This window comes from Streptomyces sp. NPDC089919, assembly GCF_040684615.1.
Classification (GTDB): Bacteria; Actinomycetota; Actinomycetes; order Streptomycetales; family Streptomycetaceae; genus Streptomyces.
The window spans coordinates 14788-33904 of record NZ_JBFBGK010000094.1; the positions used below are offsets into that span (position 1 = coordinate 14788).

The 19117-nt window shown below is 74.2% G+C and carries 16 protein-coding genes; 14 read left to right on the plus strand and 2 right to left on the minus strand.

Going from position 1 to position 19117, the window contains the following annotated elements; all coding sequences use genetic code 11:
* The first annotated feature begins 40 nt into the window (after window positions 1–40).
* The 10 genes from AB0O40_RS29250 (at window position 41) to AB0O40_RS29295 (ending at window position 11919) form a co-directional block, all read left to right on the plus strand.
* On the plus strand, window positions 41–862 hold the full coding sequence (locus tag AB0O40_RS29250; RefSeq protein WP_365047958.1) for an ABC transporter ATP-binding protein: 822 nt from the start codon (window positions 41–43) through the stop codon (window positions 860–862).
* Window positions 863–876: 14 nt separating this feature from the next.
* Window positions 877–2511 (plus strand): transporter, encoded by a 1635-nt coding sequence (locus AB0O40_RS29255; RefSeq protein ID WP_365047990.1) that lies wholly within the window; start codon window positions 877–879, stop codon window positions 2509–2511.
* Between the two features lie 35 nt (window positions 2512–2546).
* The gene (locus AB0O40_RS29260) at window positions 2547–2891 is read left to right on the plus strand and encodes a hypothetical protein (protein WP_365047960.1); all 345 of its coding nucleotides are present in this window, start codon (window positions 2547–2549) and stop codon (window positions 2889–2891) included.
* A gap of 228 nt (window positions 2892–3119) precedes the next feature.
* A complete protein-coding gene (locus tag AB0O40_RS29265; protein WP_365047962.1) occupies window positions 3120–3911 on the plus strand; it encodes a TIGR03084 family metal-binding protein in 792 nt (263 codons plus the stop codon).
* A complete protein-coding gene (locus AB0O40_RS29270) occupies window positions 3904–5775 on the plus strand; it encodes an acyclic terpene utilization AtuA family protein (protein ID WP_365047964.1) in 1872 nt (623 codons plus the stop codon). Before AB0O40_RS29265 ends, AB0O40_RS29270 begins: the two co-directional genes overlap by 8 nt.
* Window positions 5772–7370, plus strand: a complete 1599-nt coding sequence (locus AB0O40_RS29275) for a carboxyl transferase domain-containing protein (RefSeq protein WP_365047966.1) — start codon at window positions 5772–5774, stop codon at window positions 7368–7370. The genes AB0O40_RS29270 and AB0O40_RS29275 overlap by 4 nt, the downstream gene beginning before the upstream one ends.
* Window positions 7371–7377: 7 nt before the next feature.
* Window positions 7378–9357: a biotin carboxylase N-terminal domain-containing protein gene (locus AB0O40_RS29280; RefSeq protein WP_365047968.1), complete on the plus strand. Its 1980-nt coding sequence runs from the start codon at window positions 7378–7380 to the stop codon at window positions 9355–9357.
* Complete coding sequence (locus tag AB0O40_RS29285) at window positions 9354–10514, plus strand: acyl-CoA dehydrogenase family protein (RefSeq protein WP_365047970.1); 1161 nt, start codon at window positions 9354–9356, stop codon at window positions 10512–10514. The genes AB0O40_RS29280 and AB0O40_RS29285 overlap by 4 nt, the downstream gene beginning before the upstream one ends.
* Before the next feature lie 89 nt (window positions 10515–10603).
* Entirely contained in the window at window positions 10604–11341 is a 738-nt protein-coding gene (locus AB0O40_RS29290; RefSeq protein WP_365047972.1) for an enoyl-CoA hydratase family protein, read from the plus strand.
* Complete coding sequence (locus tag AB0O40_RS29295; protein ID WP_365047974.1) at window positions 11329–11919, plus strand: TetR/AcrR family transcriptional regulator; 591 nt, start codon at window positions 11329–11331, stop codon at window positions 11917–11919. Before AB0O40_RS29290 ends, AB0O40_RS29295 begins: the two co-directional genes overlap by 13 nt.
* A 77-nt stretch (window positions 11920–11996) precedes the next feature.
* On the opposite strand, the gene AB0O40_RS29300 is transcribed toward AB0O40_RS29295, so the two are convergent.
* Window positions 11997–13103, minus strand: a complete 1107-nt coding sequence (locus AB0O40_RS29300; RefSeq protein ID WP_365047976.1) for a citrate synthase 2 — start codon at window positions 13101–13103, stop codon at window positions 11997–11999.
* Window positions 13104–13440: 337 nt separating this feature from the next.
* Here AB0O40_RS29300 and pdxH point away from each other — a divergent pair, with 337 nt between their 5' ends.
* The gene (pdxH, locus tag AB0O40_RS29305) at window positions 13441–14067 is read left to right on the plus strand and encodes a pyridoxamine 5'-phosphate oxidase (protein WP_365047992.1); all 627 of its coding nucleotides are present in this window, start codon (window positions 13441–13443) and stop codon (window positions 14065–14067) included.
* Window positions 14068–14554: 487 nt separating this feature from the next.
* The gene (locus AB0O40_RS29310; RefSeq protein ID WP_365047978.1) at window positions 14555–15826 is read left to right on the plus strand and encodes a PAS domain-containing protein; all 1272 of its coding nucleotides are present in this window, start codon (window positions 14555–14557) and stop codon (window positions 15824–15826) included.
* Between the two features lie 42 nt (window positions 15827–15868).
* Here AB0O40_RS29310 and AB0O40_RS29315 read toward each other — a convergent pair whose 3' ends face one another.
* A complete protein-coding gene (locus AB0O40_RS29315) occupies window positions 15869–16624 on the minus strand; it encodes an SIS domain-containing protein (protein ID WP_365047980.1) in 756 nt (251 codons plus the stop codon).
* 229 nt (window positions 16625–16853) lie between these two features.
* On the opposite strand from AB0O40_RS29315, the gene AB0O40_RS29320 reads away from it, so the two are divergent.
* Window positions 16854–17546, plus strand: coding sequence for a metal-dependent transcriptional regulator (locus tag AB0O40_RS29320; protein ID WP_365047982.1), 693 nt, complete (start codon window positions 16854–16856; stop codon window positions 17544–17546).
* A gap of 557 nt (window positions 17547–18103) precedes the next feature.
* Complete coding sequence (locus tag AB0O40_RS29325; protein ID WP_365047984.1) at window positions 18104–18979, plus strand: alpha/beta hydrolase; 876 nt, start codon at window positions 18104–18106, stop codon at window positions 18977–18979.
* Window positions 18980–19117 lie beyond the last annotated feature (138 nt).

Sequence of the window (19117 nt, forward strand, 5' to 3'; positions counted from 1 at the left end):
CAGGGACCAACGGGGAACAGTACGAAAGGGAGGGCACACCATGCCTGACCAGGCGTTTGCGGCAGAGGCGGGCGGGGCGCACCAGGCCCCGCCCGTCGCCGTGCGGATAGCGGGGCTCTGGAAGCGCTTCGGCGACCAGATCGCCGTCGGGGGCATCGATCTGGAGCTGCCGGCGGGCAAGTTCATCGGTCTGGTCGGGCCGAACGGCGCGGGCAAGACCACCACCTTGTCGATGGTGACCGGCCTGCTGCGGCCGGACATGGGCACGGTCGAGGTGGCGGGGTACGACGTGTGGTCCGATCCGGTGGAAGTGAAGTCGCGGATCGGGGTGCTGCCCGAGGGGCTGCGGCTCTTCGAACGGCTCTCGGGCCGGGAACTCCTCGGCTACATGGGCCGGTTGCGGGGGCTGCCGGGGGACGAGGTCGACAAACGGGCCACCCAGCTGCTGGACGTGCTCGACCTGGCCGGCTCCCAGCACAAGCTGGTCGTCGACTACTCCACGGGCATGCGCAAGAAGATCGGGCTGGCGGCGGCGCTGCTGCACAACCCCGAAGTGCTGTTCCTCGACGAGCCGTTCGAGGGCGTGGACCCGGTGTCCGCGCAGACCATCCGCGGGGTGCTGGAACGTTACACCGCCTCGGGCGCCACCGTGGTCTTCTCCAGCCACGTCATGGAGCTGGTGGAATCGCTCTGCGACTGGGTCGCGGTGATGGCCGCCGGCCGGATCCGGGCCCAGGGCACCCTCGCCGAGGTCCGCGGCGCGGCCCCCTCGCTGCAGAGCGCCTTCCTGGAACTGGTCGGCGCGCAGGGCCGGGACACCGGCGACTCCCTGGACTGGCTCGGCGGCGGGACGGCCCGGTGAGCGACCTCGGGACCCTGGGCACCGGCCGGGCGGCCACGGCCGGGCAGGTGCCCTCGCGGGCCGCGCTGACCCCGGTCTTCGTCCGGCTGAAGCTGTCGCTGCTCCGCAACGGCCTGCGGCAGAGCGCCAAGCGCAAGGCCGCGTACATCCTCTCGCTGGCCTTCACCCTCTTCTTCGGGGCGCTGCTGGTGCTGCTGCTCGTGCTGCTGCGCGGACACGAGCACGCGGCCGCGCTGGTGGTGCTGCTCGGCGGGCTGGTGGCGCTGGGCTGGGCGGTGATGCCGCTGTTCTTCCCCGGCGGCGACGAGACGCTGGACCCGACCCGGCTGGTGATGCTGCCGCTGCGGCCCGGCGCGCTGGTCCCGGCCCTGCTGGCGGCCTCGCTGGTGGGCACCGGGCCGCTCTTCACGCTCTGCCTGGCCGTGGGGGCCGTCCTCGCCGTCGCGCACGGCGCGGCGGGGGTGGTGGCGGGCGTCCTGGCGGTGCCGCTGCTGCTGGTGTGCTGCGTGGCGCTGGCCCGGGCCGTGGCCACCGCCAACGTCCGGCTGCTGACCAGCCGCAAGGGCCGTGACCTGGCCCTGCTGAGCGGTCTGCTGATCGCCCTGGGCGCGCAGGCGGTCAACTTCGGCGCCCAGCGGCTGTCCGAGGCCGGCGGCCTGGACCGGCTGGCGCCGGTGGCGGACGTGGTGCGCTGGCTGCCGCCGGCCGCCGCCCTCGGCGCGGTGGACTCGGCGAGCGGGGGTGCGTACGCGACGGCGGCCGGACAACTGCTGCTGAGCGCGGCGGCCGCGGCCGGCCTGCTCTGGTCCTGGCAGCGCTCGCTGACGAGGCTGATGGTCACCCCGGACGGCTCGACCGTCGCGGCGGCGGACCCGGGCCGTACGAAGGACCGCGCGGCGGGCGGCTCCTGGGGCCTGCTGCCGGGCGGCCGGACCGGGGCGGTGATGCAGCGGACGCTGCGGTACGTGCTGCGGGACCCGAAGACCAAGGCGGCCTGGGTGACGGCGCTGGCGGTCGGGCTGATCGTGCCGGTCTTCAACGCCCTCCAGGGCACCGGCACGATCTACTTCTCCTGCTTCGGCGCGGGGATGCTGGGCGTGCAGATGTACAACCAGTTCGGCCAGGACACCTCGGCCTTCTGGATGGTGGCGCAGACCCTGGCCACGCCCCGGCAGGCGTACGAGGAACTGCGCGCGCGGGCCCTGGCGCTGGCGCTGGTGACCGTCCCGTACACGGTGCTGGTGACCGCGGTGACGGGTGCGCTGCTGGACGACTGGGCGGCGGTGCCGGACGCGACGGGGGTGGCGCTCGGGCTGCTCGGGGCCATGCTGGCCACCGGGGCGGTGGCCTCGGCGCGCTTCCCGTACTCGGTCCCCCAGGACGGCGCCTTCAAGAACGCCGCGCCGGGGCAGGGCGGGCTGGCCTGGCTGAGCGTCCTGCTGGGCATGGTCTCCTCGGCCGTGCTGTGCGCGCCGCTGATCGTGGCGACGGTCTGGCTGCACGTCGCGGACCTCCACCCCTACCTGTGGCTGATGCTCCCGGCCGGCGCCGCCTACGCGCTCCTGATCACCTGGGCCGGCCTCCGCGTCGCGGCCCCCTGGACCGCAGCCCGCCTCCCCGAGATCCTGACCGCCGTCAGCAAGGGCTGACCTCCCGCCGTCGGCGGCTGTGTACTGGAGCGACCATGTGGGACGGCCCCTTCTACCGGGTCAGACGTGACGGCTACGAGATCTGCTTCGTGCCGGATCCCGAGGAGGACCTCGACGAGCTCTGCAACGTCGACATGTGGGTCACCCGGGACGACGGCGAGCGGTGGTGCGGCACCGTCTTCACGCTCGACGAGGTACGCCGGGTCATGGACCGGCAGCGCGACGCGGGTGACCCGGAGGGCGACTACTGGTGGGTCTGGGACGGCCTGATCGTCCGGGAGCCGGGCGTACGGGCGATCTCCCAGGTCATCGACCGCCTGGTCGCCACCGGTGACCTGGCCACCGTCCTCCGCCCCATCGGCCCGTCAGACTCCCCCTGACCCGCCCCGCCGGCGGGGCGATCCCAGCCCCGCCGGCACATATCCAGCCCCGCCGGGGGCACCTCCCAGCGGTAGCTGGGGGAGATCGAGGCGCGGGGTCGGCGCCTGGAATCGGCGGTTGCAGGAAGGGGATTGGGCCAAAATCATGCAAGCGTGCTTGATTGTTTTGGGGGAGGGTGCCACGCTCGGGGCACGTTGCCGTGCCACCGCCGCCGTGGGGAGCGCCCTGTGCCCGATCCGTCATCCCTCGTGATCGCCGACCTCCGCGAGGAGGGGCAGGAACTCGACCGCCTCGTCGGGGACTTGGCCCCGGAAGAATGGACCAGCCCCACCCCCGCCAAGGGCTGGACCGTCGCCCACCAGATCGCCCACCTCGAGTGGACCGACCAGGCCGCCCTGCTGGCCCTCACCGACGCCGACGGCTTCGCCCGCCGCATCGAGGAGGCCCTGGCCGCCCCGGACGACTTCGTGGACCAGGGCGCCGAGCGCGGCGCCGCGCTCCCCCCGGCCGAGCTGCTGGCCCGCTGGCGCCGCGCCCGTACCGGCCTCGACGCGGCCCTGGCCGCCGCCGACGGCACCGCCCGGTTCCCCTGGTTCGGCCCGCCGATGAAGGCCGCCTCGATGGCCAGCGCCCGTCTGATGGAGACCTGGGCCCACGGCCAGGACGTGGCCGACGCCCTCGGCGTCACGAGGAAGCCCACCTCCCGGCTGTACCACGTCGCCCGCATCGGCGTCCGGGCCCGCGACTACGCGTACGCGGTGCGCGGACTGGCCGCCCCCGCGGCGGAGTTCCGGGTCGAGCTGGTCTCCCCGGACGGCACGGAGACCTGGACCTACGGCCCCGCCGACGCGCCCCAGAAGGTCACCGGCCCGGCGCTGGACTTCTGCCTGCTGGTCACCCAGCGCGCCCACCGCGCCGACCTGGCCGTGACGGCCGAGGGCGCCGAGGCCGACCACTGGCTGGACATCGCCCAGGCCTTCGCCGGCCCGGCGGGGGACGGGCGGGCCCCCCGTGTCTGACGTCCTGCGCATCGGAAACGCCTCGGGTTTCTACGGCGACCGCTTCGACGCCCTGCGGGAGATGCTGACCGGCGGCCCGCTGGACGTCCTGACCGGCGACTACCTGGCCGAGCTGACCATGCTGATCCTCGGCCGCGAACGCCTGAAGGACCCCGCGCTCGGCTACGCCAAGACGTACCTGCGGCAACTGGAGGAAGGCCTCGGCCTCGCCCACGAGCGCGGCGTCAGGCTGGTCGCCAACGCCGGCGGCCTCAACCCGGCCGGACTGGCCGCCGCGGTCCGCGCGCTCGCGGAGAAGCTGGGCCTCCCGGTCACGGTGGCGCACGTCGAGGGCGACGACCTGATGCCGTACGAGGACGCCCTCACGGCCAACGCCTACCTCGGCGGCTTCGGCATCACCGCCTGCCTGCGGGCCGGCGCGGACGTGGTGATCACCGGCCGGGTGACGGACGCGGCCCTGGTCAGCGGCCCGGCCGCGTGGTTCTTCGACTGGTCCCCGGTGGACCTGGACGCGCTGGCCGGCGCGGTGGTGGCCGGCCACGTCCTGGAGTGCGGCACCCAGGCCACCGGCGGCAACTACGCCTTCTTCACCGGCCACGACGTCCGCCACCCCGGCTTCCCGCTGGCGGAGATCGCCCGCGACGGCAGCTGCGTGATCACCAAACACCCCGGCACCGGCGGGGTGGTGGACACCGGCACGGTCACCGCCCAACTGCTGTACGAGACCCAGGGCGCCCGGTACCTCGGCCCGGACGTGACGGCCCGGCTGGACACCGTACGGCTGACCCAGGCCGGCCCGGACCGGGTGGCGGTCACGGGCGTCCGCGGCGAGGCCCCGCCCGGCACCCTCAAGGCGGGCCTGACCCGCATCGGCGGCTGGCGCAACGAGGTCGTGTTCGTCCTGACCGGCCTCGACATCGAAGCCAAGGCGGCCCTGGTACGGGCGCAGTTGGCGCCGACCCTGGACGGCATCGCCGAGGTCCGCTGGGAGCTGGCCCGCACCGACCACGAGGACGCCGACACTGAGGAGACCGCCAGCGCCCTCCTCCGCCTGGTCGTCCGCGACCCCTCCCCCGACCCCGTCGGCCGCCGCCTCACCTCGAAGGCCATCGAACTGGCCCTAGCCAGCTACCCCGGCTTCCACGTAACGGCCCCGCCCTCTCCCCCGACCCCTTACGGCACCTTCTCCTCCGTCCCGATCCCGGCAACGGCCGTCCCCCACACCGCCGTCCTGCCGGACGGCACCCACGCAGCCATCCCAGCCCCGCCCCATCCAGCCCCGCCAAATCCAGCCCCGCCAAATCCAGCCTCGCTGACGGTCGAGGCGGCGGGAGCAGATCCAGCCCCGCCGGCGTTTGAGGCGCGGGGTCCGGGGCGGAGCCCCGAAAGCCCGGCGCGCAGCGCCGGGGCGGGGTCCGGGGCGGAGCCCCGGTTTCGGGAAGGGGCGGGTAGGGGAGCAGCCCCGCGCAGCGGAACCACCCGCACCCCCCTCGGCCGAATCATCGGCACCCGCAGCGGAGACAAGGGCGGCGACGCCAACCTCGGCGTCTGGGCCCGCACCGAAGCCCAGTGGCACTGGCTCACGGACTTCCTCACCACCGACCGCCTCAAGCACCTCCTCCCCGAGACCGCCGGACTGGCCGTGGTCCGCCACGACCTCCCCAACCTCCGCGCCCTGAACTTCGTCATCCCCGGCCTGCTCGGCGAAGGCGTAGCCGCCCAGCACCGCTTCGACCCCCAGGCCAAGGCCCTCGGCGAATGGCTGCGCGCCCGCCACGTGGACGTCCCCACCCACCTGTTGGCCGACGTACCGGCAGCACCGGAGCAGGCCACCGCACCCCACCCAGGAGGCACCCGCCCGTGACAAGGCTCCGCACCAGCCTCGACCCCGCCGCCCCCGGCTTCGCCGAGAACCGCGCGGCCCTGCTCGGCAAGCTGGCCGAGCTCGAGGCCGAGCACGCCAAGGCCCTGGCCGGCGGCGGCCCCAAGTACACCGAGCGGCACCGCGGGCGCGGCAAGCTGCTCGCCCGGGAGCGGATCGAGCTCCTGATCGACCCGGACACGCCGTTCCTGGAGCTCTCCCCGCTCGCGGCCTGGGGCAGCGACTACCCCGTCGGCGCCTCGATGATCACCGGTATCGGCGTGGTCGAGGGCGTCGAGTGCCTGATCACCGCCAACGACCCGACGGTGCGCGGCGGGGCGAGCAACCCGTGGACGCTCAAGAAGGCGCTGCGGGCCAACGAGATCGCCCTCCAGAACCGGCTGCCCTGCATCAGCCTGGTCGAGTCGGGCGGGGCGGACCTGCCGTCCCAGAAGGAGATCTTCATCCCCGGCGGGGCGATCTTCCGGGACATCACCCGGCTCTCGGCCGCCGGCATCCCCACCGTCGCCGTGGTCTTCGGCAACTCCACGGCCGGCGGCGCGTACGTCCCCGGCATGTCCGACCACACCGTGATGATCAAGGACCGGTCGAAGGTGTTCCTCGGCGGCCCGCCGCTGGTGAAGATGGCCACCGGCGAGGAGAGCGACGACGAGTCGCTGGGCGGCGCCGACATGCACGCCCGCACCTCCGGGCTGGCCGACTACTACGCCCTGGACGAGTCGGACGCGCTGCGCCAGGCCCGTCGGGTGGTGGCGCGGCTCAACCACCGCAAGGCGCACCCCGATCCGGCGCCGGCCGAGCCGCCCCGGTACGACCCGGAGGAACTCCTCGGCATCGTGCCGGCCGACCTGAAGACCCCCTTCGACCCCCGGGAGGTGATCGCCCGGCTGGTCGACGGCTCGGACTTCGACGAGTTCAAGCCGCTGTACGGGACCAGCCTGGCCACCGGCTGGGCCGCGCTGCACGGCTACCCGGTCGGCATCCTCGCCAATGCGCACGGCGTGCTCTTCAGCCAGGAGTCGCAGAAGGCGGCGCAGTTCATCCAGCTCGCCAACCAGCGGGACATCCCGCTGCTGTTCCTCCACAACACCACCGGCTACATGGTCGGCAAGGAGTACGAGCAGGGCGGCATCATCAAGCACGGCGCGATGATGATCAACGCGGTGGCCAACTCCCGGGTCCCGCACCTGTCGGTGCTGATGGGCGCCAGCTACGGCGCCGGCCACTACGGCATGTGCGGCCGGGCCTACGACCCGCGCTTCCTCTTCGCCTGGCCCAGTGCCAAGTCCGCGGTGATGGGCCCCCAGCAGCTGGCCGGGGTGCTCTCGATCGTGGCCCGCGCCTCGGCCGCCGCCAAGGGCGCGCCCTACGACGAGGAGGCGGACGCCGGGCTGCGCGCCCTGGTCGAGCAGCAGATCGAGGCCGAGTCGCTGCCGATGTTCCTCTCCGGGCGGCTCTACGACGACGGGGTCATCGATCCGCGCGACACCCGTACCGTCCTCGGCCTGTGTCTCTCCGCCCTCCACAACGCCCCCGTCGAGGGCGCCCGTGGCGGCTTCGGCGTCTTCCGGATGTGAGCCCCAGATGACCTCGCACACCCCTGTCACCGCCCCCGCCGCCACCGCGCCGGCCCCGCTGGCCTCGGTGCTGGTCGCCAACCGCGGCGAGATCGCGGTCCGGATCTTCCGCACCGCCCGGGAGCTGGGCCTGGCCACCGTCGCCGTGTACGCCGACCCCGACGCGGGCGCCCTGCACGTCCGGGAGGCCGACTGCGCCGTCCGGCTGCCCGGGGCCGCGCCCGGTGAGACGTACCTGCGCGGCGATCTGCTGATCAAGGCCGCGCTGGCGGCCGGGGCCGACGCCGTGCACCCCGGGTACGGGTTCCTCTCCGAGAACGCCGGCTTCGCCCGGGCCGTGGCCGAGGCCGGGCTGCGCTGGATCGGTCCGCCGCCCGCCGCGATCGAGGCGATGGCCTCCAAGACCCGCGCCAAGGAGCTGATGCGGGCCGCCGGGGTGCCGCTGCTGGAGCCGGTGGACCCGGCCACCGCCGGCCCCGGGGACCTGCCGCTGCTGCTCAAGGCCGCCGCGGGCGGCGGCGGGCGGGGCATGCGGGTGGTGCGCGACCTCGCCGACCTGAAGGACGAGCTGGCCGCCGCCTCGGCCGAGGCCGCCTCCGCCTTCGGCGACGGCGAGGTCTTCGCCGAGCCGTACGTCGAACGGGGCCGGCACGTCGAGGTGCAGATCCTGGCCGACGCCCACGGCACCGTCTGGGCGCTGGGCACCCGCGACTGCTCCCTCCAGCGCCGGCACCAGAAGGTCATCGAGGAGGCCCCGGCCCCCGGGCTGCCGGAGTCCCTGCGCACCGCCCTGCACGAGGCCGCCACGGCCGCCGCGCGGGCGGTCTCGTACCAGGGCGCCGGGACCGTGGAGTTCCTGGTCACCGCCGACGGGCGGCCGTACTTCCTGGAGATGAACACCCGCCTCCAGGTGGAACACCCGGTCACCGAGGCCGTCTTCGGCCTGGACCTGGTCGCCTGGCAGCTGCGGATCGCCGAGGGCCGGCCGCTGCCGGTCACCCCGCCCGCACCGGCCGGCCATGCCGTCGAGGCGCGGCTGTACGCCGAGGACCCCGCGCAGGGCTGGCGGCCCCAGACGGGCACCCTGGAGACCCTGGCCGTGCCCGGCGGGGTGCGGGTGGACAGCGGCTTCGCGGACGGCGACGCGGTGGGGGTCCACTACGACCCGATGCTGGCCAAGGTCATCGCCCACGCGCCAACCCGGGCCGAGGCGGTGCGCGCCCTCGCGCACGCCCTGGACCGGGCCCGGATCCACGGCCTGACCACCAACCGCGAGCTGCTGGTCCGCTCCCTGCGGCACCCCGAGTTCGCCGCCGCCCGGCTCGACACCGGCTTCTACGAGCGGTACTTGGACGAGCTGACGACCGCGGGTCCGGACGGCGGGCTGGCCGCGCTGGCCGCGGCGCTGGTGCAGGCGCTGCCCGCGCCCGGCAGCGGGCTGGCGGTCCGGCTGGGCGGTTGGCGCAACCTGCCCTCCCAGCCGCAACTGCGCCGCTACCGCGCCGAGCCCTCCGGGTCCGAGCACGAGATCCGCTACCGGCACGCCCGGACCGGTCCGGAGCCCGTCGACCACCCGGACGTTCGAGTCCTCGCGGTGGAAGCCGACCGGGCGGTGCTCGAAATCGAGGGCGTCCGGCGGGTGTTCCACGTGAAACCAAAATCGAACACCGGGGTGGTGTACGTCGACTCCCCGCTCGGCGCACACACCCTCCATGCCCTGCCGCGGTTCGCGGACCCCCAGGACCGCACCGAACCGGGCTCCCTGCTCGCGCCCATGCCCGGCACCGTCGTCCGGGTCGCCGAGGGCCTGGCCCCCGGCTGCACCGTCACCGCCGGGCAGCCCCTGCTCTGGCTGGAGGCGATGAAGATGGAGCACCGCATCCTCGCTCCCGCCTCCGGCACGCTCACCGCGCTCCACGCCGCCCCCGGCCACCAGGTCGAGGTCGGCGCCCTACTGGCCGTAGTACTGGAGGAACCGCCGTCATGAGCTCCGTCCTCGAAACCGAAGAACACCGGGCGCTGCGCGCCGCCGTCGCCGCCCTCGGGCAGCGGTACGGCCGGGAGTACCTGGCCAAGGTGGCCGCCGAGGGCCGCCACCCCGACGAGCTGTGGGCGGAGGCCGCCAAGCTCGGCTACCTCGGGGTCAACCTGCCCGAGGAGTACGGCGGCGGGGGCGGCGGCATCGCCGAGCTCTCCATCGTCCTGGAGGAGCTGGGCGCCGCGGGCTCCCCGCTCCTGATGATGGTGGTCTCGCCGGCCATCTGCGGCACGGTCATCGCCCGCTTCGGCACCGAGGCGCAGAAGCGCGCGTGGCTGCCGGGGCTGGCCGACGGCAGCCGCACCATGGCCTTCGGCATCACCGAGCCGGACGCCGGCTCCAACTCGCACCGGATCACCACCACCGCTCGCCGGGACGGCGACGACTGGGTCCTGACCGGCCGCAAGGTGTTCATCTCCGGGGTGGACATCGCCGACGCCACGCTGATCGTCGGACGCACCGAGGACGCACGGACCGGCAGCCTCAAGCCCTGCCTGTTCATCGTCCCCCGGGACACCCCCGGCTTCGGCCGCAGCCCCATCGACATGGAGCTCCAGGCCGCCGAGAAGCAGTTCGAGCTGGTCCTGGACGAGGTGCGGCTGCCCGCCGACGCCCTGGTCGGCGACGAGGACGCGGGGCTGCTCCAGCTCTTCGCCGGCCTCAACCCCGAGCGGATCATGACCGCCGCCTTCGCCATCGGCATGGGCCGCTACGCCCTCGCCAAGGCCCTGGAGTACGCCCGCACCCGCCAGGTGTGGAAGCAGCCCATCGGCGCCCACCAGGCCATCGCCCACCCGCTGGCCACCGCGCACATCGATCTGGAGCTGGCCCGCCTGATGATGCAGAAGGCCGCCGCCCTCTACGACGCCGGTGACGACATGGGCGCGGGGGAGGCCGCGAACATGGCCAAGTACGCTGCCGGTGAGGCCTGTGTGAAGGCTGTGGACCAGTCGGTCCACACCCTCGGCGGCAACGGCCTCACCCGCGAGTACGGGCTGGCGGCACTGATCACCGCGTCCCGGGTGGCCAGGATCGCCCCGGTCAGCCGCGAGATGATCCTCAACTTCGTCTCGCACCAGACCCTCGGTCTGCCCAAGTCGTACTAGCAGGACCGGACAGCCCGGCCGGCCCGCCGGCGCCGCCCTCCCGGCGGGCGCCGCCGGGCCGGCGCCCGAACCGCAACGGAGGAGCGGCCATGGACCCCGTCGTCGACGCCGCGCACGCGCACGGCATCACCACCCTCACCCTCGACTCGCCGGCCAACCGCAACGCGCTCTCGGCCGCCCTGGTGGCCGCCCTGCGCACCGCGCTGGCCGAGGCGGCCGGGGACCCGGCGGTCCGGGCGGTGGTCCTGACCCACACCGGCAACACCTTCTGCGCCGGGGCCGACCTGAAGTCCCCCTGCGACCCCGCCGACTTCCTGGCCCTGCTCCGGGAGATCGCCGAGCTGTCCAAGCCGGTGGTCGCCCGGGTCACCGGCCACGTCCGGGCCGGCGGCCTGGGCCTGCTCGGAGCCTGCGACATCGCCGCCGCCGGGCCGGGCTCCACGTACGCCTTCACCGAGACCCACCTGGGCGTCGTCCCGGCGGTGATCTCCGCCCCGCTGCTGCCCCGGCTCGACCCGCGGGCCGCGGCCCGCTACTTCCTGACCGCCGAGGCCTTCGACGCGGTCGAGGCGGCCCGGATCGGGCTGCTCACCCTGCACGCCGAGGACGTGGACGCCGCCCTGGCGCCCGTACTGGACGGCCTGCGCAAGGCCGGACCGCTGGCCCTCGCCGAGACCAAGCGCCTGGTCACCGCCGGGCTGCGGGAAGCCCTGGACCGGGACGGCGAGCGGCTGACCGCCCTGTCCGCCGCCTTCTTCGGCTCCGCGGAGGCCCGCGAGGGCATCACCGCCCGCTTCGAGCGCCGGAGCCCGTCGTGGGTGTCGTGACCGCCCCCAAGCAGGACCGCAGCCGCGCCACCCGGCAGCGCCTCCTCGAAGCCGCCGTGGCCTGCCTCGCCGAGCACGGCTGGGCCGGTTCCACCGTCGCGGTGGTCGCCGAGCGCGCCGGGGTCTCCCGGGGCGCCGCCCAGCACCACTTCCCCACCCGCGAGGACCTGTTCACCGCCGCCGTCGAGTACGTGGCCGAGGAGCGCTCGGCCGCGCTGCGGGGGCTGTTCGCCGGCGGTCCGGCGGCCCGGCCCGCCGTGGTCGGGGCCCTGGTGGACCTCTACACCGGCACCCTCTTCCGGGCCGCCCTCCAGCTGTGGGTGGCGGCCTCCAACGAGGAGCAGCTGCGCCCCCGGGTCACCGAACTCGAGGCGCGGGTGGGCCGCGAGACCCACCGCATCGCCGTGGAGCTGCTGGGCGCGGACGAGTCCCGGCCGGGGGTCCGCGAGACCGTGCAGGGCCTCCTCGACATGGCCCGGGGCCTGGGCCTGGCCAACGTCCTCACCGACGACACCGCCCGCCGGGCCCGGGTGCTGGCCCAGTGGTCCCGCCTGATCGACACGGCCCTGGACGCCTGACCCCCGTCGGGCCCCCGCGACCCGTGAAAGCCGGACCCGCCGCACCCCTCGCGGGATGCGGCGGGTCCGCCGGCGGCTCAGGCCGAGGCGGCCAGGTCCTCGTACCCCGCGATCTCCCGCGGGTCCCGCGCGCCCGGGCCCACGTACCGGGCCGAGGGCCGGATCAGCCGGCCGGTGCGCTTCTGCTCCAGGATGTGCGCCGACCAGCCGGCCGTGCGGGCACAGCTGAACATCGACGTGAACATGTGCGCCGGGACCTCCGCGAAGTCCAGCGTGATCGCCGCCCAGAACTCCACGTTCGTGGCCAGCACCCGGTCCGGGCGCCGGGCGTGCAGCTCCTCCAGCGCGGCCTTCTCCAGCGCCTCCGCCACCTCGAAGCGCGGCGCGCCCAGCTCCTTGGCGGTCCGGCGCAGCACCCGGGCACGCGGGTCCTCGGCGCGGTAGACGCGGTGGCCGAAGCCCATCAGCCGCTCGCCCTTGTCCAGGGCCTTCTTCACGTACGCCACGGCGTCGCCGGTCCGCTCGATCTCCTCGATCATGCCGAGGACGCGGGAGGGCGCACCGCCGTGCAGCGGCCCGGACATGGCGCCGACCGCGCCGGAGAGCGCCGCCGCCACGTCCGCGCCGGTGGAGGCGATCACCCGGGCGGTGAAGGTGGAGGCGTTCATGCCGTGCTCGGCGGCGGAGGTCCAGTAGGCGTCCACGGCCTTGACGTGCTTGGGGTCCGGCTCGCCCCGCCAGCGGATCATGAACCGCTCGACCACGGACTCGGCCTTGTCGATCTCCCGCTGGGGGACCATCGGCAGGCCCTGGCCGCGCGCGGACTGGGCGACGTACGACAGCGCCATCACGGCGGCCCGGGCCAGGTCGTCGCGGGCCGTCCGCTCGTCGATGTCCAGCAGCGGTTTGAGGCCCCACACGGGCGCCAGCATCGCGAGGGCGGACTGCACGTCCACCCGGATGTCACCGGAGTGCACCGGGATCGGGAAGGGCTCGGCGGCGGGCAGGCCGGGGTTGAAGGCGCCGTCGACCAGCAGGCCCCAGACGTTCCCGAAGGAGACGTGTCCGACCAGGTCTTCGATGTCCACACCGCGGTAGCGGAGCGCACCGCCCTCCCGGTCGGGTTCGGCGATCTCCGTCTCGAACGCGACGACCCCTTCGAGGCCGGGTACGAAATCGGACATGAGGCGGCTCCTCAAGTTGTGCGGCCAACGGCCGTGACCAGGCGTCAAGAGCGGGTGGATACGTACACCTTTGTACGCCCTGACATGCGATGCGGCGCGGGTGCATCCCCGTCATGCCCCGTGCGTTCGTAGGTCACCCACCGCGCGAAGGGCCGCCGGGGGCGGCCCAGACCCACGAGTCTCTACTCTCCCGGGGCCGGGCGGAAGCGTGACGTGGGGCACAGCGGACGCGTGTCGCCCGGCGCGCGCAGCTCCCAAGTGGCGCCCTGCGGCGGGGCGTGCGGGGCCGCTGCGGCAGGATGGCCGGGTGCCGAACCACGACCTTGATCCCGCCGTCATGCGCAAGCAGTACCGCTCCGAGATCGTCGCGGAGGACGGACTGGCCGCCGATCCCATGGAGCAGTTCGCCCGCTGGTTCCAGCAGGCCGCCGAGGCGCACGTCTTCGAACCCAACGCCATGGTCGTCTCCACCGCCACGCCCGGGGGCGCGCCCAGCTCCCGCACCGTGCTGCTCAAGCAGTTCGACGCGCGCGGCTTCGTGTTCTTCACGAACCACGGCTCCCGCAAGGGGCGCGAGATCGCCGCCAACCCGCAGGTCGCGCTGCTCTTCCCCTGGCACCCCATCGCCCGCCAGGTGGTCGTCACCGGCACGGCGGCGCGGGTCGGCCGGGACGAGACCGCCGCGTACTTCCGCTCCCGGCCGCACGGCTCCCAGCTGGGCGCCTGGGCCAGCGAGCAGTCCTCGGTCATCGGCTCGCGCGCCGAGCTGGACCGCCGGTACGCGGAGCTCGCCGAGCGCTACCCCGAGGGCGAGCAGGTCCCCGTACCGCCGGAGTGGGGCGGCTACCGGGTGGCGCCCCGGGAGGTCGAGTTCTGGCAGGGCCACGAGAACCGCCTCCACGACCGGCTGCGCTACACGCGCACGGACGCGGGCGACTGGCGGGTGGACCGGCTCTGCCCATGAACACCCGGCGAGTGAGCCGAAGGGCGCGCCGGTGTCGAAAGGGAGCCGCGCGCAGGCCCGTGAGGAACGAGCGGGCTGAGCACGGCGACCGTCGACACCGGCTTTCAGCGCCCGGAGGTGAACCGAGCCCTGGGAAAAAGGGGCGACCCGCGGACTCGGGTTCTCTTCTGCAGTAAGAGAGCCGGCCGGACGTGCCGGCGAGTCCGCGGGTCGGGTGACTGCTTGGGTTTGGCCGGCGCATCCGCCGGCACCGCACTGGGTGCGTGCGACGACGGGCGTCAGCCCGCAGTCACCTCACGCGTCCGGTAGTCGTACATTTCCGGAACCACCTCCCTTCTCGTGTGCACCACACGCTAGGAGCCCCTCCGGAGAGCCGCAAGCGAATTAATCGGCCCGGTTCTTTTCCGGGAAGCGGGTGTGGGCTGCGTCACGTTGGAGTTGAATGATCCGACGTGCCGCACACGCGAACACCTGCAGGGGGTGCCAGGTGAGTGCTTCCGGACGTAGTGAGACCACCGACGATCTGCTCGCCGCGCTACTGGACGGCATGGACGCCGCCCTCTGCGCGTTCGACGCCGACGGTGTGATCACCCATTGGAACCGCGAGGCCGAGCGGATCCTGGGGTGGAGCGCGGCGGAGGCCGTGGGCCGGCACGGGTTCGCCGGCTGGGCGGCCCGGGCCGCGGACGCCGAGGACGTGGCGCGGCGGCTGATGTCCGCCCAGGAGACGCCCGGCCGCCAGGTCCACGAGTTCGCCCTGCTGACCAAGGACGGCGGGCGGGTGCTGGTGCGCACCCAGTCCGCCGGGGTGCCCGGCGCCGACGGCCGGCCGGCCGGCGTCTACTGCGCCTTCAGCGAGGTGCACACCCAGATCGACCTGGAGCGCTCCATCGCCCTGAGCGAGGCGCTGCTCGAGGACGCGTCCTGGGGCGTCGTCCTGGTCGACGTGGACCTGCGGCCCGCCGTGGTCAACGCCCACGCCGCCCGGGCCTTCGGCATGGGCCGCACCGCGCTGCTGGGCCGGCCGCTGGGGGAGCTGCTGCTCCAGGGCGTGGAGGAGGTCGAGGGCGCGCTCACGCACGTACTGGCCGAAGGCGTGCCGCCGGCGCCGCTGGAGCTGTGGGTGTCGGTGCGCACGCCCGAGGGGGTGCGCCGGCGCTGCTGGCGGTCCGGCTTCCTGCGGCTGGCCTCGCCGCTGGGCGAGGAGCCGGTGCCGCTGGGGGTGGGCTGGCTGTTCCAGGACATCACCGAGGCCCGGCAGGCCGAGCTGGACACCGCGCAGCTGCGGTTCCGCAGCAACCAACTGCACCGCGCCTCGCGGGCCGCCGGCGAGTGCGAGGACCCGGCGGAGGCGGTGGCGGTCCGGCTGGACTTCGCGCTGGCCGGCTTCGCGGACCACGCGCTGGTGGACGTCGCGGTGGGCGAGCGGCTGCTGCGGTCGGTGGTCTCGCCGCCGGGGACCGCGCCCACCGGCGGGCTGCCGGCCCGCTGCCCGGCCGGTCACCCGGCCCGGCAGGCCCTGGACCGGCTCGGGTCGGTCCGGGTGAGCGCCCCGGCGGCGCTGCCGCCGGGCTGGCCGGAGGGCGTCGCGCACGGCCTGTGCACGGTCCTGCGCAGCCGCGGGCGCACGGTCGGCGTCCTCACCTTCCTGCGGACGGCCGCCCGGCCGCCCTTCGAGCGGCCCGACGCCGTCTACGCCGAGGAGGTCGCGGCCCGCATCGCCGCGGACCTGAGCCCGGCCGGGGTGCGCACGGAGTAGTCCGCGGCACCACCGGCCGGCAGCTCGGTGCCCGGTCGGCGGCTAGTGGCGGAAGAAGATCCGGTCGCCGTACTGCGTCATCACGCGGCCGTTCCACTCGTGGCCGCCGTCGACGTTGCCCGAGCGCAGCAGCGGCGGCTCGACGCCCCGGGCGACCAGCTCACCGGCCGCGGTGGCCATCACCGACTGCATGATCGCGCTGGTCACGACGGTGGACGCGGGGGCGAAGGGCGCGTCGATGCCGTCCAGCGTCAGCTCCGCGTCCCCGACGGCGATCTTGCTGTCCAGGACGACGTCGCAGTGGTCCTTGAGGAAGGTGCCGGAGACGTGCCGGGACTTGGTCCCGGTCGTGTAGGCCACCGAGGTGACGCCGATGACCTTGAGCCCGAGGGCGCGGGCGTTCATGGCCATCTCCACCGGCAGGGCGTTGCGCCCGGACAGCGAGATGATCACCAGGACGTCCCCGGCGCCGGCCGGGCTGCTGTCGAGGACCGCCCCGGCCAGCCCGTCGACCCGCTCCAGGGCACTGCCGAGGGTGGCCGGCATGACGTCGATGCCGGCGGTGCCGGGGACGGCGAGGAAGTTCATCAGGGCCAGGCCGCCGGCCCGGTAGACCACGTCCATCGCGGGCAGCGAGGAGTGTCCGGCGCCGAAGGCGAAGAGCCGGTTGCCGGCGGCCACGGCGTCGGCGATGAGCCCGCCCGCCGCGGCGATCGGCGCCGCCTCCTCGTCGCGCACCCGCTCCAGGAGGCCGATCGCGGCGTCCAGGAACTGACCGGCCAGCTTGCTCTCGCTCATTCGCCGAGGACCCTTCCAGAGTCGGGGTGCGTCCGTGTCCGCCGATCACCGTGCGGTCTGGACCAGGACCCTGTCAATATGCGGGACGGGGCCCCGCCGGATGCGGCGGACCGGGCGCGCGCATGAGTCAATCGCATCGGCGGACGCCCGCGGCCCTCGGCGCGGGACGGTTGTCGGCGCGATGCGTCAGAATTGGTGACAGGGCCAGCGCACGATGATGAGGGGCACGATGTCCGGACTGATCGATACCACGGAGATGTACCTCCGCACCATTCTCGAGCTGGAGGAGGAAGGTGTGGTCCCCATGCGCGCCCGGATCGCCGAGCGGCTCGACCAGAGCGGCCCCACGGTCAGCCAGACGGTGGCGCGGATGGAGCGCGACGGCCTGGTGGGCGTCGCCAGCGACCGGCACCTCGAGCTGACCGAGGAGGGCCGCCGGCTGGCGACCCGCGTGATGCGCAAGCACCGCCTGGCGGAGTGCCTGCTCGTCGACGTCATCGGTCTGGAGTGGGAGCAGGTGCACGCCGAGGCCTGCCGCTGGGAGCACGTGATGAGCGAGGCGGTCGAGCGCCGGGTGCTCGAGCTGCTGCGCCACCCGACCGAGTCGCCGTACGGCAACCCGATCCCGGGCCTGGAGGAGCTGGGCGAGAAGGCCGAGGCCGACCCCTTCCTCGACGAGAACATGGTCAGCCTGTCCGAGCTGGCCCCGGGCCCCGACGGCAAGACCGTCGTGGTCCGCCGGATCGGCGAGCCCATCCAGACGGACGCGCAGCTCATGTACACGCTGCGGCGCGCGGGCGTGCAGCCCGGCGCGGTGGTGAGCGTGACGGAGTCGCCCGGCGGTGTCCTGATCGGCAGCGGCGGCGAGGCCGCGGAGCTCGACTCGGACGTGGCGAGCCACGTCTTCGTCGCCAAGCGCTGAGGCCGGGCGCCGCGGCCTGGACGAGGCCTGGCTGAGGCCGGTCCGCGGCCGGCCGCGGAGCCGGCGGTGGTGTGCGTACCGAGCCGTTCCCGGGTGTCCGGGGGCGGCTCGGTGTCGTTTTCCGGTCTCTGGCGTCTCTGTGACCTCTGCTGTCACAGATGCGGTGTCGAATACCGGCTAATCCGTCGGAATGGACGCGGTGCCGCGGTGTGCGTGCCAGGCTTGCCCCAGGCAACTGCGGGAGGGGGCGGTGTGATGTGCCCGGCCCCGCGCGCCCCGGTACGCCCGGTCGGTCGCGCCCCCGGAAGGGGTTGGTCCCGGCGCCTCGCGACGCCGGGACCGGTCCTCCCCCTTGCTGACCCGGAGCCCCGAGCTCCCAGGGTCTTTCCCCTCGGACCGTCTTCCCCGAGCGGCCCGCCTCCCGATGAAGATCTCCCCTCGGCAGCGGCCGCCAATCCTTGAGCAAGGTCACTCGAAAGAGCGGTGTTGCGGAGGAGACGACCGTTTTCGAATGCAGGTTCGATACTCTGGCCGGGAGCGAAGGGGGTGCATCGACAGTGGTACGGCGCTTCGATGTGACGGGAGCCGACGGCGTGCGGCTCGCCGCCTGGGAGTTCGCGGAACCGCCCAAGGACACCGACAGCGGCGCCCCGGCGGAAGCCGCCGTCCTCTTACTGCACGGCCTGATGGGCCGTGCGTCCCACTGGGCGGGGACGGCCCGCTGGCTGTCCGCGCAATGCCGCGCGGTCGCCCTGGACCAGCGCGGGCACGGCCGCAGCGACCGCCCGGCGCAGGGGCCCTACACCCGCGAGGCCTTCGTGGCCGATGCGGAGGCGGCGATCGAGCAGCTGGGGCTCGGGCCGGTGGTCCTCATCGGGCACTCCATGGGCGCGCTGACCGCCTGGCAGCTGGCCGCGCGCCGGCCCGACCTGGTGCGGGCGCTGGTCATCTGCGACATGCGGGCCACGGCCCTGGGGGCCGCGTCGCAGCGGGAGTGGGAGGACTGGTTCCGCAGCTGGCCGCTGCCGTTCGCCACGCTGGGCGACGTCCGGAAGTGGTTCGGCGAGGACGACCCGTGGGTGGAGCGGCCCAGTCCCGCGCGCGGGGAGTTCTTCGCGGAGGTGATGGCCGAGGGCCCGGACGGCTGGCGGCCGGTCTTCTCGCGGCGGCAGATGCTGATGGCCCGCGAGACGTGGGTGCACGACGCGCACTGGGAAGAGCTCGGCCAGGTCCGCTGCCCGACGCTGGTCGTCCGGGGCCTGGACGGCGAGCTGGGCCGGGCGGAGGCGCAGGAGATGGTGCGGGTGCTGCCGCGGGGGGCCTATGCGGAGATCCCCGATGCGGGTCACCTCGTCCACTGGGACCAGCCCGCCGCCTGGCACACCGCCCTCTCCGCCTTCCTGACCACCCTCCCCTCCCCCGTCCGCGAGTAGCCCCCTCCGGGCTACCCCCGGCTCCCATCCGCGCCGTCCTGGGGGAGCCCCGGCATACCCAGCCTCGCCGGCGTTTGAGGCGACCGTCGCGGAGCGGCGGTGCGGGGTCCGGGGCGGAGCCCCGCCGTCCCCCTACCA

Excerpts from the sequence above, each read along its gene's own strand:
- AB0O40_RS29250 (WP_365047958.1), top strand. The coding sequence starts at position 41 with ATGCCTGACCAGGCGTTTGCGGCAGAGGCGGGCGGGGCGCACCAGGCC.
- AB0O40_RS29260 (WP_365047960.1), top strand. The coding sequence starts at position 2,547 with ATGTGGGACGGCCCCTTCTACCGGGTCAGACGTGACGGCTACGAGATC.
- AB0O40_RS29280 (WP_365047968.1), top strand. The coding sequence starts at position 7,378 with ATGACCTCGCACACCCCTGTCACCGCCCCCGCCGCCACCGCGCCGGCC.
- AB0O40_RS29285 (WP_365047970.1), top strand. The coding sequence starts at position 9,354 with ATGAGCTCCGTCCTCGAAACCGAAGAACACCGGGCGCTGCGCGCCGCC.
- AB0O40_RS29290 (WP_365047972.1), top strand. The coding sequence starts at position 10,604 with ATGGACCCCGTCGTCGACGCCGCGCACGCGCACGGCATCACCACCCTC.
- AB0O40_RS29300 (WP_365047976.1), bottom strand. The coding sequence starts at position 13,103 with ATGTCCGATTTCGTACCCGGCCTCGAAGGGGTCGTCGCGTTCGAGACG.
- pdxH (WP_365047992.1), top strand. The coding sequence starts at position 13,441 with ATGCGCAAGCAGTACCGCTCCGAGATCGTCGCGGAGGACGGACTGGCC.
- AB0O40_RS29315 (WP_365047980.1), bottom strand. The coding sequence starts at position 16,624 with ATGAGCGAGAGCAAGCTGGCCGGTCAGTTCCTGGACGCCGCGATCGGC.
- AB0O40_RS29320 (WP_365047982.1), top strand. The coding sequence starts at position 16,854 with ATGTCCGGACTGATCGATACCACGGAGATGTACCTCCGCACCATTCTC.